Source organism: Salinivibrio sp. AR640 (genome assembly GCF_001995405.1).
GTDB classification, from domain to species: Bacteria; Pseudomonadota; Gammaproteobacteria; order Enterobacterales; family Vibrionaceae; genus Salinivibrio; species Salinivibrio costicola.
In genome coordinates this window covers 59134-74253 of sequence record NZ_MUFD01000018.1, presented here as the reverse complement: position 1 = coordinate 74253, position 15120 = coordinate 59134, and the positions used below count along the sequence as shown (strand labels likewise).

Genomic DNA, 15120 nt, shown 5'->3' with positions numbered 1-15120 from the left:
GTTGGATGATTGAGGGGAGCTGCTCCTAGTACGAGAGGACCGGAGTGGACGAACCGCTGGTGTTCGGGTTGTGTCGCCAGACGCATTGCCCGGTAGCTAAGTTCGGCACAGATAAGCGCTGAAAGCATCTAAGCGCGAAGCTGGCCCCGAGATGAGTCATCCCTAGAGCTTCGAGCTCTCTAAAGGGTTGTCGTAGACKACGACGTTGATAGGCAGGGTGTGTAAGCGCTGTGAGGCGTTGAGCTAACCTGTACTAATTGCCCGTGCGGCTTAACCATACAACACCCAAGAGGTTTTGGGTTGGACTTAAAATAAGCCAGTTGATTGTGGCGAGAACGAAACAGCTTTCTAGATTTGTGTTTTGACTGAAAAGTGAAGACACACCAAATTTTGCTTGGCGACCATAGCGCTTTGGACCCACCTGACTCCATGCCGAACTCAGTAGTGAAACGAAGCAGCGCCGATGGTAGTGTGGGGTCTCCCCATGTGAGAGTAGGACATCGCCAGGCTNTAAGCCAGTTGATTGTGGCGAGAACGAAACAGCTTTCTAGATTTGTGTTTTGACTGAAAAGTGAAGACACACCAAATTTTGCTTGGCGACCATAGCGCTTTGGACCCACCTGACTCCATGCCGAACTCAGTAGTGAAACGAAGCAGCGCCGATGGTAGTGTGGGGTCTCCCCATGTGAGAGTAGGACATCGCCAGGCTTTGATTATAAATTGCGCCTATTGCTTGTGATTTTTGATAGCTGCGATGCTCATGTATTGGCATACATTGTGCGTCTCGCTTCAAAACTCCCTGCGCATAGCTCGCAATTTAATCATCAAAGCGGATATGTATAAGACTTTGATGAGTAGAAATACGAAGCCCTGACCTAACGGTCGGGGCTTTTTTGTATCTTTAATCTTTGATGAAAAACCAATAGAGCCCTGGCCTGACGGTCAGGGCTTTCTTTTTTTGATCGAGTGTCCCCGCCGGCGCGTATTAATGCCTCGGGAGGTACCATTATGGTAACTGTGTTCTATGACAGCATGTGTCCTTTGTGTGTGAAAGAAATGCGTAAGCTCTCGCGTTGGGATGGCGACGATGCGCTGCGATTGGTTGATATCCACCAAGCGGATTTTTCCATTGATTTTCCCAACGTTGATCCCAGCTCGGCGAATCGTATTTTGCATGCACAAGATAGTGATGGGCAAATGGTGTATGGTTTAGATGCAACCTATGTAGCGTGGGATGCGGTTGGAAAAGGCGCTTGGGTGAGTTGGTTACGCTGGCCGGTTATTGCGTGGTTTGCAGACAAAGCCTATCTTTTCTTTGCCCAGCACCGTTATCGGATCTCGGCGATTTTGACGGGCCAAGCACGCTGCCAACAATGTCAGATTAAATAAGGAAACCCATGTCACTGAGCGTGTATGAGAAAGAAGCCATCGTTGCGATGGAAAAACGCTACCGTGCGACTTTTGTGAACAGCTTATCAGGATTTAAATCAGCCAACTTGTTGGGCACCAGCGATACAAACCAACAAACCAATTTATGTATTGTGAGCTCTGCGTTTCATCTCGGAGCAAGCCCTGCGTTAATGGGGGTGATAATCCGCCCTGATACTGTGCCGCGTGATACGTTAGAAAACATTAGAGCGACGGGTTTTTATACACTTAATCACGTACAAAAAGAGATGATTGTGGCGGCTCATCAAACGTCAGCGCGTTACCCTCACGATATCTCTGAATTTGATCAGGTTGGTTTGACGCCTTTATGGCGTGAAAAGTTTGGTGCGCCTTTTGTACAAGAAGCCGCGATCCGCCTTGGTCTTATTCTCCGTGAAGAGCACACCATGGCGATCAATGGTACTCACTTGTTAGTGGGGGAAATAATCGAAGCGCACGTGCCAGACAGTTGTGTCAGTGAGGATGGTTTTGTCGACATTGAGCAAGCAGGCACCGTTGCCTTGAGCGGATTAGATTGCTACCACACCGCCAGCCGTGTTGGCCGTCTGAGTTATGCTAAACCTGACTGCCAGCCAGAGTGGCTTGATTAGCGGGTACGAGCCATATAGTGGTCGGATAGTGCGTAAGTTTCACGTATCGTCCGGGCATCAGCGGTTTAGTTCTGGCTATTCTAACTGAAGATCCAGCGGCGTTTTACTTGCTCGGCCACCGGTTTCCCGAGTCAGTCGAGGGACTAAATAGCCGGAGAGCTGCTCGATAATCTCCTGCATTAAGGCGCGCGCTTCATCGTCTGAGACTAAAAAGTGAGCGGCGCCTTGGACTTTATCCAATACATGCAGGTAGTAAGGTAAAACGCCGGCATCAAATAGTCGTTGACTCAGTGCCACCAACGCATCCGCACTGTCATTCACCCCTTTTAGCAGCACGCTTTGATTGAGCAGCGTAATTCCCGCTTGTCGCAATGTGTGGAGCTTATCGCTTAACTCGGTATCTATCTCATTGGCATGATTGATGTGAGTAACCATCACCACTTGCAGGCGTGAGCGAGACAAACGTTCAGTAAGCGCAGAGGTGATACGCGCTGGGATCACCACCGGCAGACGAGAGTGAATGCGTAGCCGTTTCACATGATTCATCGGCTCAATGGCGCTGATAAGCCAATCGAGCTCCTCATCTTTGGCCATCAGGGGATCGCCGCCGGATAAGATCACTTCGTCAATTTCATGATGTGCAGCGATATAATCCAATGCACCTTGCCATACGCGTTTGCTGCCCTTGTTGTCCTGATAAGGAAAATGGCGACGGAAGCAATAGCGGCAATTTATCGCGCAGCCTCCTTTAACGATCAGTAATACGCGGTTGTGGTATTTATGCAATAACCCAGGAATCGCATTATCTTGCTCTTCAAGCGGATCAGCGCTGAAGCCCTCTACCTCATTAAACTCCTGCGCGATAGGTAACACTTGCTTAAGCAGCGGGTCGTTCGGATTGCCTTTTTCCATTCGGGCAACAAAACTGCGAGGAACGCGTTGTGAAAACAAGCGGCGCGCGGCAAAACCGGACGTCCATTCCTCTGGTGAAATTTCAAGCAGTTGCAGCAATTCACTGGGATCTGTGATCGCCTCTGCGAGTTCTTTGATCCAGTTTCGCTCAACAGCAGGCTGGATTCGGGTTATGATGTGCGACATTTGTGAAAACTCGAAGATGTTAAGAGGATCAAGATGGCGTCTTTCAGCACCAATGAATTCCGCGGCGGCATGAAAATTATGCTCGATAACGAGCCGTGTGTCATTACCGAAAATGAATTTGTGAAACCAGGTAAAGGCCAAGCCTTTAACCGGGTCAAACTGCGCAAGCTGATCTCTGGCAAAGTCTTGGAAAAGACTTTTAAATCCGGTGATACAGTTGAAGCGGCCGATGTGATTGAAGTGGATATGGATTACCTTTATACCGACGGTGAATTCTTCCACTTTATGAACAACGAAACCTTTGAACAAATTGCGGCCAATGAAAGTGCCGTCGGTGAGAATGTTAAATGGTTGGTTGAAAACAACAGCTGTACGCTTACCCTTTGGAATGGCGATCCGATTGTGGTCACACCGCCTAATTTCGTTGAACTAGAAGTGACGGAAACGGATCCTGGCCTAAAAGGGGATACCCAAGGCACAGGCGGTAAGCCGGCAACATTGACCACAGGTGCGGTTGTACGAGTGCCTTTATTTATTCAAATCGGTGAAGTACTCAAAGTCGATACGCGCTCTGGCGAGTATGTTGGACGCGTAAAATAATGACCGACAATAAAAAGCCCTGAGTGTGATTCACCAGGGCTTTTTGTTTTATTGCTTTTAGCACACGCTAGATCATCAATACTAAAAGCGCGGCGACGACACTGACCGTAAATGCAATCGCATAACAGACAACTTTGCCTGCCAAGCCGATATGCAGCTTAAGGTCGTGCAGGCCATGGTGAATGCGGTGCATCGCATGCCACATGGGTAGTGCTAAGGTGGCGAGGATAAGCAACTTGCCCAGCCAATGTTCGGCAAACATCATGACACGGTCATAGCTGAGTGCGCTGGGATCAATAATACCAAGCGGCACTAAGATCCCTAAAATCAGCACGGTAATAGGGGTGAACATGGCGAACCAAGTCCCCCCAGCACCAAATAAACTCCACCAAATTGGCTCATCGGAACGTTTTGGTTTGGGATCGATCATAACACCTCCTAAATGAGCACCAAGGCGATCAGTGATACTACAGCCACAGCGCCCCATTGTGCGCCAATCACCCATTTACTATCCAATAGCTTCCCTTTGATTCGAATTGGCATGACTTGTGGCATCATGCTGAAAAACGTCGTGGCGTGGAACAAGCTGGCGATTAACGCGACCAGATTGAGTAACACCACAACTGGATGGGCCATATAGTCAAGCCATCCCTGCCAGGCCTGTGGGCCTTGTACCAAGCAAATTAATCCCGCGGTTAGGCTGAGAGTAAAGAAGACTAAAGGCAGCACAGTTGCTTCTCGTAGCATGTAGAAGCGATAAAACGGGTGGTGCAGCCACCAAGTACGAGGCATAGGCCGTACATAAGGTTTACGGTTACTCATCCTGTTACCTCCTTCCCTTCTTTATTGGGATTAAACATGGCGATCACCATATCTTGCGTGGAGGCCACTTTTCCTTGGTTAACCGCACCAGCAGGGTCGACCCCTTTAGGGCACACTTGTGAGCAATAGCCAACAAACGTACACCCCCAGGCGCCGTTATCACTATTAATCAGTGGCATACGCTCGTGTTGACCACCGTCGCGACTGTCCAGATTATAACGATGCGCAAGTGTGATGGCGGCGGGACCTAAAAAGTCAGGGTTGAGGCCAAATTGCGGACACGCTGCGTAACAAAGACCGCAATTAATACAGGCTGCGAACTGCTTGTAGCGCGCCATTTGTTCAGGCGTTTGCGTATTAGGCCCGTCTTCGGGGCGGCGGTCATTACCTAAAATATACGGTTTGATCGCTTCAAGACGTTCAATAAATGGTGTCATATCCACCACCAGATCTTTTTCGATCGCAAAGTTAGCCAAAGGCTCAATCAGTACCCCTTTGGGGTAATCACGTAAAAACGCTTTACAGGCTAGCTTTGGCACGCCATCAACCATCATGCCACACGAGCCACAAATGGCCATGCGACAAGACCAGCGATAAGACAGTGACTTATCCAGGTTATCCTTGATATAACCCAGCGCATCCAGAACCGACATGGTTTCGTCACCGGTGACCACGAAGTCTTGCGTGTAGGGGGCCTCATCCGTTGCGGGATCATACCTGAGCACTGAGACCTGATAGGTAGCTTGCGTCATTTTGCGTGCTCCTTTTGTTGGTCGGCGCTGTCACGATTCGCTTGCTCTGCCGCATCACCATACAGTCGTGCTTGAGGTTGTGACTTGGTTATTTTGACATCGCCATAGTCGATGCGAGGGCCATGCTCTGCTTGATAGAACGCCAAAGTATGCTTGAGATAGTTTTCATCATCACGGCTGGTGCAGCCTTTATCAAGACGTTGGTGTGCGCCGCGTGACTCTTTACGCTGTATCGCGGAATGTGCCATGGCTTCGGCGACTTCTAGGCCATAGCCTACTTCAATGGCGTACAGCAGGTCGGTATTAAACACACTGCCTTTATCTTGAATGCTGATATTTTGGTAGCGAGCTTTCAGTTCGGCAATTTTATCAATCGTGGCCTGCATTAAGTCTTCTCGACGATAAATACCACAACCCGCTTCCATGGTTTCACCGAGCTCGCGACGAATATCCGCCCAGTTTTCTTCTCCTTGATTAGAGAGCAACTGATCAATGTGCGCTTTCACGTCTTGAATTTGAGCGTCGATGGCCGCTTGGTTCCAATCTGTGAAACTGCTAGCACGCTTGGCAGCGCCCTCACCGGCTAAACGACCGAAGACAGCAAGCTCGGCGAGCGAGTTTGAACCAAGACGATTGGCGCCGTGTAAGCCAACAGAAGAGCACTCACCGACTGCAAATAGGCCTTTAACACGTGTTTCCGTTTGCGCGTCGGTTTCGATCCCTCCCATGGTGTAATGCACCGTTGGGCGGATAGGGATCGGCTCTTTGGCTGGGTCAACATTGACATAGGCTTTCGCCAGCTCACAGATAAAGGGTAGGCGCTCTTGAATATAGTCTTCACCCAGGTGGCGCAAGTCGAGATGCACCACATCACCGAGTGTGTGCTTGATGGTGTTGCCTTTTTGTTGCTCGTGCCAAAAAGCCTGAGAGACTTTATCGCGCGGGCCAAGCTCCATGTATTTATTCTTCGGTTGACCGACCGGCGTTTCTGGGCCCATACCGTAATCTTGCAAGTAACGATAACCGTCTTTGTTGACAATAATGCCGCCTTCACCTCGGCAGCCTTCGGTCATTAAGATACCTGTCCCCGGCAATCCGGTTGGATGATATTGCACAAATTCCATATCGCGTAGTGGAATCCCGTGACGATACGCCATGGCCATGCCATCACCGGTGACAATGCCACCATTGGTGTTACAGCTATATACTCGGCCGGCCCCCCCGGTGGCCAATACGACCGACTTGGCTTTGATACAGACCAGCTCGCCTTCTGCCATGTGTAAGGCAATCAACCCCTGTACCTGCCCCTCATCGATAATCAAATCGACAACAAAATATTCGTCTAGGCGCTGAATTTGTGGGTATTTGACCGAGGTTTGGAATAAAGTATGCAGCATGTGAAAGCCGGTTTTATCGGCAGCGAACCACGTCCGCTCCACTTTCATACCGCCGAATCGACGCACATTAATGCTGCCGTCGTCTTTACGGCTCCAAGGGCACCCCCATTGCTCCAATTGCACCATTTCATGGGCGCAATTTTTAACAAAGTAGTCGACAACGTCTTGCTCACATAACCAATCGCCGCCGCTGACGGTATCATTAAAATGATTGTCTAAGCTGTCCTCGTCCTTGATGACGGCCGCTGAGCCACCTTCGGCTGCCACAGTGTGTGAGCGCATCGGGTAGACCTTAGACACCAATGCAATATTAAGAGAGGGATCGGCCTCTGCAGCCGCAATAGCGGTGCGCAGTCCAGCGCCACCGGCGCCGATAACTGCAATATCGGTAGTGAGAGTCCGCACGTTCATCCTCCAGTGTTATAGGGAAAGCCAGTGCTTGGCTTGTTTATTGTTGTGCTGTCATAGTAGGCAATCTCGTCTGCGTAAAAATTGACTCAGTCGGGGAATTGCCGCGATTTTGCGGGCATGGGTGTTAAATTGCATAAAAGTGTGAGATGAATCGGTAAGTGTGCGATAGCGTTGAAAAAGCGCGCAAGACTTGCAATAGAAATGCGCCATGTGACACGCTAATATTGCGTAACAAGCAAGCAGGAAGGCACTTGTTATTTTGCTCGCTGGCGATAGACTGGCGCCATGGTGCGAACAGAGAATTTTTTATGACCTTAACCACGCAATGGCCACCAACTGCGTCGCTAGAGCAACTGAAAAAGCGAGCCGATATCATGGCACGTCTTCGGCAATTTTTTGCTGACCGTGGCGTATGGGAAGTGGATACGCCAGCACTTAGCCAAGCGGCGGTCACCGATGTGCACCTACATAGCTTTAAAACGTCTTTGGTTGGGCCTGGTTTCGCTGACGGCGTGTCGTTGCACTTAATGACCAGCCCTGAGTTTCATATGAAGCGCTTACTGGCCGCGGGGAGCGGGCCGATTTACCAAATCAGTAAAGCGTTTCGTAACGAAGAAGCTGGCCGTTACCACAATCCGGAATTTACCATGCTCGAATGGTATCGCCCTGGTTTTGATCACCACCAGTTGATGGATGAAATGAACGCGTTGTTACAAGCTGTACTAAGGTGTCAGGCTGCGACACGGATGAGCTATCAAGAGGCGTTTGAGTCTACTACCGGGCTGTGTCCATTAACCGCGGATATTCCTCAGCTGCGCGCACTTGCGGCCACCCAGGGATTGGCCGATATCACCCAAGATGAGACAGATAAAGATACCTTGTTGCAACTGCTTTTCTCGGTGATGGTGGAGCCCAATATTGGCTTACAGGCGCCTGTTTTTGTTTATGACTTTCCCGAATCACAAGCCGCGTTAGCAAAAATTAGCCAAGCAGATCCACGCGTCGCGCATCGCTTTGAGGTGTATTACCAAGGAGTTGAGCTGGCAAATGGTTTTTATGAGTTGCAAGACGCTTGCGAACAGCGTCGGCGGTTTGAGGCGGATAACCAAGCGCGGATTGCACGAGGATTAGCGCCACAACCTATCGATACGCACTTGCTCGCCGCATTAGAGGCAGGCTTACCCGATTGTGCGGGCGTGGCGCTGGGTGTTGACCGCTTAGTCATGCTGGCTTTGGGGTGTGACCATATTGATGCGGTGACCGCGTTTCCTGTTTCGCGCGCTTAACAAGGCCGCACCGATAAAAACGCCGCTCGAAGGCGGCGTTTAGGGCAGGGACCGGTTTAGACTTTAAATTTAGATAAGTCTTGATGCATGTCTTGAGCCGCCTGCGCCATGCTGTCACCTTGGTCGCCTGTGGCGCTCGCTTGTTGATGGATCTCGTAGGAGAGATCTTTTACCGCTTGGGTATTGCGATTAATATCGTCGGTGACCGCGCGCTGCTCTTCTGCGGCGCTGGCAATTTGAATCGCCATTTCTGAAATCCGCCCAATCGCAGTGGTGATTTGGTTGAGACGCTCACTCGCAGCTTCAGCACGATCAACGCTTGATGTCGCCATCTCATTACTTTGCGTCATATCATCCACGGCCCGTTGCGTCGTGTGTTGCAGGGTCTCAATCATATTGCGAATTTCTTCGGTGGAGTCGTGTGTCCGTTGGCTTAATACCCGTACTTCATCGGCGACTACCGCAAAGCCGCGCCCTTGTTCACCTGCGCGTGCCGCTTCTATCGCCGCATTCAATGCCAACAGGTTGGTTTGTTCCGCCACCCCTTGTATGGTCGCAATAATTTGGTTAATACTCTGCGCGTTTTCATCCAGTTCACGGATCACATTGGTGGCGCGCTCGACTTGCTGAGCCAATTGGGTGATGGCGTCGCGGTTGTCACCCACCACACTTAACCCTTCTTGGCATGATTGCTCCGCTTGTTGCGCCGAAGTGGCGGTATCCTCGGCATGGCTGGCCACTTCGTTGGCGGTGGTTGACATCTCATGGATCGCGGTAGCAATTTGGTCGACATCGTTTTGCTGCTTGTCGACTAATTGACTCGATTGTAACGCATGGGTTCGGCATTCCTCGGCGCTTTGCGACAATGTCATACTTTGATTGACCGCTTTACCGACCATTTGCTGAAGTTGTGCAAGGAAGGCGTTAACGTACTCGGCCAATTCACCAATTTCATCGCGACGGGCTATGTTGATCCTTTGGGTCAGATCACCTTCACCGGCAGAGAGCGTCCGCACCGCCGCGGTTAATTCACCCAACGGCTTGAGTAATTGTTTAATCAGGGCCCCGGCGATAAAGGCAATCACGACAAAAAGAATGACAGAGGCGATCACCACAAAAGTAATTTGCTCTGATACGGAGGCGTAAGCTTGCGCTTTATCTTCGACAATACCCAGCGTCCAATCGGTGTTGGGGACGGTTATTGCAGCAAGCAGTTTTTCTTTGCCGTTGAGCTCAAAGGTGGTGAGTTGGCGTTGCGCACTGGCATTGGCCATAAAGTTGCGAGTCAGCTCGTCATCCAGATCGGTGAGCGGTTGGCGACTTAAGTCCGTATCACGATACGCGACGAGGCGATTTTCACCGTCGACCAAAAAGGCAAAGCCATTACTGAGCTTCAAATTGAGCACCTGCTCGACGATATCAGTCACGGTGACATCGGCGGCGATCACACCTTGGTATTGGCCATTAAAGGCCTTGGCTAAACTGACCACTAGGCTACCGTCAAAATCCTGATAGGGCTCAGTAATAATAAGTTCATTGACTCCACTCGCACTCTGGTACCAGGGCCGTGTGCGCGGATCGTAATCCGCTGGCCAGTCTTCACTTTTATCACCATAAGCAATGCGTCCATCGCTAAATCCAGCATAAACGGATAAAAAGTGCCCCGCACGCTTCGTCACTAGCAGTTCACGATCGACATTGGCGTTATTTGCAATCAGTGTCTCATTGGCCAGAAGCATATCGGCACGCGTACTTAACCAGCTATCAATGAACTGGGTGGTGGCATCACCGACATCATGCATTTGTTTGGTAATGCTGGTGGTGGTTTCAGTTTGGAGCTGACGCACAGAAATGCTGGCAAGCACCGCACTGACCAGCGCGACGATAAAGGCAATAGCCACAATGATTTTCAGCTTAATTGTCGGCTTGGGCATAGACACATTTCCATCTCATTAAAAAATATCTTTGAGTGTATACGCAAGGCTTACAGCAAAGTTAGATCAATGAGGCAAATCGCGTTGATAAGTGAGGATAAGGAATCGTTGAACGCAGAATTTGTGATCTTTCTGCCAATAGAGAGGCTGCCTACTGGTATAGGCAGCCTGGTTGCATCGCCGTGTTCATATCGTTGACGCGTTAGACTTTAAATTTAGACAAGTCACTGTGCATCGCCTGCGCGTCTTGCGCCATTTGCTCGCCTTGTTCCCCTGTTTCGTTCGATTTTTGATGAAGCTCCAGTGATAAATCGCGCACCGCTTGGGTATTGCGATTGATATCTTCAGTGACGGCACGTTGCTCTTCAGCCGCGCTGGCAATTTGTGCCGCCATTTCAGAGATATCGCCAATCGCGCGTGTGATTTGATTGAGTTTATCACTGGCTGAGGCGGCGCGATCGACACTGGAGGTTGCCATTTCGTTACTTTGGGTCATGCCATCCACCGCACGTTGTGTCGTGTTCTGCAGCGTTTCTATCATATTGCGGATTTCTTCGGTGGAGTCGTGCGTGCGTTGACTCAGTACACGTACCTCGTCAGCGACCACTGCAAACCCTCGGCCTTGCTCACCAGCACGCGCAGCCTCGATCGCGGCGTTAAGCGCCAGTAGATTCGTTTGCTCGGCAATCCCTTGGATGGTGGAAATGATTTGATTAATGCTTTGCGAGTTTGTGTCTAGCTCTCGAATCACATTGGTGGCTTGTTCGACCTGTTCTGCCAACTGTGTGATCGCGTCACGGTTACTTTCCACGACCTCTAAGCCATCCCGGCATGAACTTTCTGCTTCTTGGGCTGAACGAGCGGTTTGTTCGGCATTGCTGGCCACTTCATTGGCAGTGGTTGACATTTGGTGAATGGCGGTCGCGATTTGATCGACATCACCTTGCTGTTGTCCGACTAAACCGGTCGACTGATGCGCAAGATTTCGACATTGGTCCGCGCGTTCAGACAATCCCACACTTTGGGTGACGCTTCGACCAATCATGGCTTGCAATTGCGCTAAAAACGCATTGACGTGTCCAGCTAACTCACCGATTTCATCGTGGCGCACAATATCAAGACGCTGAGTAAGATCGCCACTACCTTGCGATAAGGAGCTTACTGCGTGCGTCAGCTGAGTCAGCGGGGCCAGCATACGGTGAATGAGGAAGCCGGCAATAAAAGCGATAACGACAAACAAAATCACCGACGTGACCAACGTGGAGACTATTTGCTCGGAAACGGAGGCAAATGCCAGTTGTTTGTCTTGAACCACCCCTAGACTCCAGTTAGCGCCTTCCACTTTTGTCACCGCAATGAGTTTTTCGCGGCCATCGCCATCGAACGTCACGGTGCCCAGTGCTTGGCTGTTTCGTGCATTTTGGATGAAGGCTGGTGTGAGCTCATCGTCGACCTGCGTTAAAGCTTTTCCACTCAGCGCGGTATCGCGATAGGCGACCACCTTATTGTTGCTATCAACCAAAAACGCGAAGCCTTCATTGGGTAGGCGTACGTTAAGCACCTCTTTGACAATGGCGTCGACAGATAAGTCAGCAGCAATAACCCCTTCGAACTGTTGATTAAATGCTTTAGCAAAGCTGATGACCATGCCAGCGCCATTGGCATCGACATAAGGAGGCGTAATAATTAAATCGTTTGCCGCATTGGCTTGCTTATACCAAGGACGTGAACGAGGGTCATAGTCGGTTGGCCAACTTTCGGTTTTATCACCATAGGCGATGGTTCCATCAGCAAAGCCGGCATAGACGGTAAGAAAATCACCCTGACGCTTGGTCAGTAATAATTCGCGATCAACATTCGGTTGGCTAGCAATCAAAGGCACATTCGCGACGAGCATTTTGCTGCGGATGTCGAGCCATTCTTCGATAAAGTTGCTCGTTGATAGCCCCACATCTCTCATTTGAGCGGTGACGCTTTGTTCGGTTTCTGCTTCAAGTTGATTGACTGAAAACCATGCCTGTACTGCACTGACTAAGGCGACGACCAAAGCAACCGCAAGTAATATTTTGGTCTTGATGGTAAATTTCATTAAAGATCCCTCGTACTACCACACTATGACGATACTTTCTTATTGAGTATCTACTTAATTGTAGAAAGCTTGAGCCTGGGAGGGGATAGAATTAAAAAAAAGTTTTCCTCTCAAGCTCGCTAACGCCTGCATCACTCGTGTTATCCCATTTTTAACCAATAAAAAATAGACGCTTATGTAAAATGGAAACGACTTATCGGTTTTTTGTCTCATCGATGAAACGCCTGTCAGGTTAATAAGATAACCCCGCCATAAACCAGCATCAAACCACTTACCCCGAGAATAAGGCCGACTTTGACCAGATCTTGACTACTGATAAACCCCGTGGAGTAAGCGAGCGAGTTGGGAGGGGTCGATACCGGTAAAATCATGCCGAGAGAGGCGGAAAAAGCGACAACAATGAGCAAGCCTTGCATGCCGCCAATGCTTGCTAACGCTGGCATGGAAGAGGCAATCGCCGCCGCAATCGGCATTAATAAGTTTGCGGTCGCTGTATTGGACATAAAATTAGCCATCAGCCAGCAAATCACCGATAAGGTAATTAAAACGGTCATGGCAGTGAGCAAGCTGTAATCCACTGCATGGGCGAGGGCTGCGGCGAGACCGGTTTGATCCAGTGCGATCCCCATTGCAATCCCGCCGGCGACCAGCCAAAGCACATCCCAGTTAATTTGCTTAAGCTCTGGCTTACCAATGATCCCTGTCAGGGTAAAAATAGCCAGAGGGATCACCGCGACGACATACGTATTCATGCCATGAGCGCCTGTGGTGAGCCACAGAACAATGGTCAGCGCAAAGGTAATATAGACGGTATAGGCTTGCCAGCTTTGTAAAAAACGGCCTTCTAACGCAAGCTCCACTCGAGTGTGTTGACTGCGAAAGAGGCGTTGTAACAGCCACCAAGCAAAACTGAGTTGGACGATCACGAAGGGGAGCCCTATCTTCATCCAGTCTAAAAAGGAGACTTGATATTCGCCGGTTAAATACTGTAGCGCGATCGCGTTTGGCGGTGTGCCGATAGGGGTAGCGATTCCTCCGGTATTCGCGGCGACCGGAATGCAAAGCACCATCGCTTTAATTAACGGATCGCCTTTGGGTAGCACACTGATAATGGGCGCTAATAGGGCCAACATCATGACAGTTGTCGCGGTATTGGACATAAACATTGAAAATACCGCCGTGATCAACATCAGCCCCAGCATAATGAACTTGGGGTGTTGGCCGAAAGGTTTGAGTAACACGCGGGCAAGGTTAATGTCGAGCTGATATTTAGACGCCGCGATAGCCAACGAAAACCCACCCATAAACAGGATGATAATAGGCGATGAAAAGGCACTTAATATATCGGTGTAAGGAATTAACTCGCCACGCGGATGATGAGGCGTTATGCCACGAAACCAGTGCAAGCCTTTGTCTGAAATCATGATCAGTTGCAGGGTGATGATGAGCAAGGACGTAGAAAAAACGGGAACAGGCTCAAGCACCCACAATAACGCGGCCATTAAAAAGATGGCTAATAAGCGGTGCTGAATAATCGTAAGATCGGCAATAGGCAACCAATCGGTGGGCATAAGCAGTAATAATAAGGGGAGGCCGAGTGCGACAAGTAGCTTGATAAAACGAGCATTAACCACAAATACGCTCCTTCGTCATTGGTGGGCGACCGCGTCATGCCTTACGGTTGGATAGGCAAGCGCTTTCTTGCTAACAGAACACCTCCAATAATACGGACCTTGCCTGTTGATTAACGGGAAAAATCTCCGAATTTCGACACAAAAAAGGGGCATAAACGCCCCTTATCTCACAATTTTTTCGATTACGCCTGCCGATGCGCGTAGGGCTGCCCCATTTGCGTAGGCGTGCCAGGGGTAACTTGGTCGTCGAAGTGCAGGGCACCGTTTGGAAAGAGGTTAATCACGGTTGAGCCCAGTTTGAATCGGCCCATCTCATCACCTTGGACAAAGTGAATTGCTTGCTCGCCCTCGGTCGGGTATTGCCAACGACGAATGCTGCCGCCAGTTGGCGGTGTTACCGTGCCCGCCCACGTGGTTTCAATGCTACCGACAATGGTCGCACCTACTAAAATTTGCGCCATGGGGCCGAAATCTGTTTCAAAGAGACAGACAACACGCTCATTGCGTGCGAACAGGTTGGGAACGTTTTCTGCTGTTACCGGATTGACTGAAAAGAGATCGCCAGGAATATAGATCATCTCGCGCAGTACCCCGTCGCATGGCATATGGACGCGGTGATAATCACGCGGTGAGAGATATAAGGTGGCGAACGCTCCCTCATCAAATTGGCTGGCGAGTGCTGCATCGCCGCCGATTAATTCGGTTAATGAAAAGTAGTGGCCTTTGGCTTGGATTAATTGCCCCTGCTCGATGCGTCCCGCTTGACTGACGCAGGCATCGGCAGGAAAAACCAAGGTATCATTATCGCCTTCGATGGGACGTAACGCAGGTTTTAGCTCACGGACAAAAAAATCATTAAAGGTGCGATAGTAGCCAGGATCACTGACCTTTGCTTCGCCCATGTCGACGTGATACTGCTTAATAAACCACTTAATCACCGAGGTTGTGAACCAGCCGCCTTTTAAGCTAGCCAATTTGCCCATGACTCGGGTAAGAGCGTGTTTCGGCGCAAGGTATTGCAGCCCGACTTTTAAATCGTCTCGCACAGTTTCGTCCTG

At 50.0% G+C, this 15120-nt stretch carries 13 protein-coding genes and 3 rRNA genes; 7 read left to right on the top strand and 9 right to left on the bottom strand.

The annotated features are described in order from the left end of the window. The 5 genes from BZG75_RS10405 to BZG75_RS10385 form a co-directional block, all read left to right on the top strand. Positions 1-278: ribosomal RNA gene (locus tag BZG75_RS10405) — 23S ribosomal RNA — on the top strand; the annotation flags it as partial. 115 nt (positions 279-393) lie between these two features. Beyond that, positions 394-509, top strand: a 5S ribosomal RNA gene (rrf, locus tag BZG75_RS10400). An 83-nt stretch (positions 510-592) separates the two neighbouring features. Then, positions 593-708 (top strand): 5S ribosomal RNA (rrf, locus tag BZG75_RS10395). 300 nt (positions 709-1008) lie between these two features. After that, positions 1009-1389, top strand: coding sequence for a thiol-disulfide oxidoreductase DCC family protein (locus BZG75_RS10390; RefSeq protein WP_077460030.1), 381 nt, complete (start codon positions 1009-1011; stop codon positions 1387-1389). Positions 1390-1397: 8 nt separating this feature from the next. Then, complete coding sequence (locus BZG75_RS10385) at positions 1398-2039, top strand: flavin reductase family protein (RefSeq protein ID WP_077576899.1); 642 nt, start codon at positions 1398-1400, stop codon at positions 2037-2039. Between the two features lie 75 nt (positions 2040-2114). Here BZG75_RS10385 and epmB read toward each other — a convergent pair whose 3' ends face one another. Beyond that, on the bottom strand, positions 2115-3137 hold the full coding sequence (gene epmB / locus BZG75_RS10380; RefSeq protein ID WP_077576898.1) for an EF-P beta-lysylation protein EpmB: 1023 nt from the start codon (positions 3135-3137) through the stop codon (positions 2115-2117). A gap of 33 nt (positions 3138-3170) precedes the next feature. Here epmB and efp point away from each other — a divergent pair, with 33 nt between their 5' ends. Beyond that, positions 3171-3737: an elongation factor P gene (gene efp, locus BZG75_RS10375; RefSeq protein WP_021023462.1), complete on the top strand. Its 567-nt coding sequence runs from the start codon at positions 3171-3173 to the stop codon at positions 3735-3737. Positions 3738-3804: 67 nt separating this feature from the next. On the opposite strand, the gene frdD is transcribed toward efp, so the two are convergent. Genes frdD through frdA form a run of 4 tightly spaced genes read right to left on the bottom strand, consistent with a single transcriptional unit; the run spans position 3805 to position 7113 of the window. Beyond that, entirely contained in the window at positions 3805-4167 is a 363-nt protein-coding gene (gene frdD, locus BZG75_RS10370) for a fumarate reductase subunit FrdD (RefSeq protein ID WP_077460027.1), read from the bottom strand. An 8-nt stretch (positions 4168-4175) separates the two neighbouring features. Beyond that, complete coding sequence (frdC, locus tag BZG75_RS10365) at positions 4176-4559, bottom strand: fumarate reductase subunit FrdC (protein ID WP_077460026.1); 384 nt, start codon at positions 4557-4559, stop codon at positions 4176-4178. After that, the gene (locus BZG75_RS10360) at positions 4556-5311 is read right to left on the bottom strand and encodes a succinate dehydrogenase/fumarate reductase iron-sulfur subunit (protein WP_021023465.1); all 756 of its coding nucleotides are present in this window, start codon (positions 5309-5311) and stop codon (positions 4556-4558) included. Before BZG75_RS10360 ends, frdC begins: the two co-directional genes overlap by 4 nt. Next, positions 5308-7113, bottom strand: a complete 1806-nt coding sequence (gene frdA / locus BZG75_RS10355; protein ID WP_077576900.1) for a fumarate reductase (quinol) flavoprotein subunit — start codon at positions 7111-7113, stop codon at positions 5308-5310. The genes BZG75_RS10360 and frdA overlap by 4 nt, the downstream gene beginning before the upstream one ends. 314 nt (positions 7114-7427) lie before the next feature. Between frdA and epmA the strand changes: the two genes are divergently transcribed. Beyond that, positions 7428-8405: an elongation factor P--(R)-beta-lysine ligase gene (epmA, locus tag BZG75_RS10350; RefSeq protein ID WP_077460042.1), complete on the top strand. Its 978-nt coding sequence runs from the start codon at positions 7428-7430 to the stop codon at positions 8403-8405. A 56-nt stretch (positions 8406-8461) separates the two neighbouring features. Here epmA and BZG75_RS10345 read toward each other — a convergent pair whose 3' ends face one another. The 4 genes from BZG75_RS10345 to asd form a co-directional block, all read right to left on the bottom strand. After that, positions 8462-10339 (bottom strand): methyl-accepting chemotaxis protein, encoded by a 1878-nt coding sequence (locus BZG75_RS10345; protein ID WP_077576897.1) that lies wholly within the window; start codon positions 10337-10339, stop codon positions 8462-8464. A 202-nt stretch (positions 10340-10541) separates the two neighbouring features. Continuing rightward, positions 10542-12428 (bottom strand): methyl-accepting chemotaxis protein, encoded by a 1887-nt coding sequence (locus BZG75_RS10340; protein ID WP_021023469.1) that lies wholly within the window; start codon positions 12426-12428, stop codon positions 10542-10544. 227 nt (positions 12429-12655) lie between these two features. Further along, positions 12656-14062, bottom strand: coding sequence for an SLC13 family permease (locus BZG75_RS10335; protein WP_077576896.1), 1407 nt, complete (start codon positions 14060-14062; stop codon positions 12656-12658). Between the two features lie 182 nt (positions 14063-14244). Further along, positions 14245-15108, bottom strand: a complete 864-nt coding sequence (gene asd / locus BZG75_RS10330; protein ID WP_077460022.1) for an archaetidylserine decarboxylase — start codon at positions 15106-15108, stop codon at positions 14245-14247. Positions 15109-15120 lie beyond the last annotated feature (12 nt).

What these genes read in the sequence shown, in the direction of transcription:
- BZG75_RS10390 (WP_077460030.1), top strand. Translation starts at nt 1,009, where the DNA reads ATGGTAACTGTGTTCTATGACAGCATGTGTCCTTTGTGTGTGAAAGAA.
- BZG75_RS10385 (WP_077576899.1), top strand. Translation starts at nt 1,398, where the DNA reads ATGTCACTGAGCGTGTATGAGAAAGAAGCCATCGTTGCGATGGAAAAA.
- epmB (WP_077576898.1), bottom strand. Translation starts at nt 3,137, where the DNA reads ATGTCGCACATCATAACCCGAATCCAGCCTGCTGTTGAGCGAAACTGG.
- efp (WP_021023462.1), top strand. Translation starts at nt 3,171, where the DNA reads ATGGCGTCTTTCAGCACCAATGAATTCCGCGGCGGCATGAAAATTATG.
- frdD (WP_077460027.1), bottom strand. Translation starts at nt 4,167, where the DNA reads ATGATCGATCCCAAACCAAAACGTTCCGATGAGCCAATTTGGTGGAGT.
- frdC (WP_077460026.1), bottom strand. Translation starts at nt 4,559, where the DNA reads ATGAGTAACCGTAAACCTTATGTACGGCCTATGCCTCGTACTTGGTGG.
- BZG75_RS10360 (WP_021023465.1), bottom strand. Translation starts at nt 5,311, where the DNA reads ATGACGCAAGCTACCTATCAGGTCTCAGTGCTCAGGTATGATCCCGCA.
- epmA (WP_077460042.1), top strand. Translation starts at nt 7,428, where the DNA reads ATGACCTTAACCACGCAATGGCCACCAACTGCGTCGCTAGAGCAACTG.
- BZG75_RS10345 (WP_077576897.1), bottom strand. Translation starts at nt 10,339, where the DNA reads ATGCCCAAGCCGACAATTAAGCTGAAAATCATTGTGGCTATTGCCTTT.
- BZG75_RS10340 (WP_021023469.1), bottom strand. Translation starts at nt 12,428, where the DNA reads ATGAAATTTACCATCAAGACCAAAATATTACTTGCGGTTGCTTTGGTC.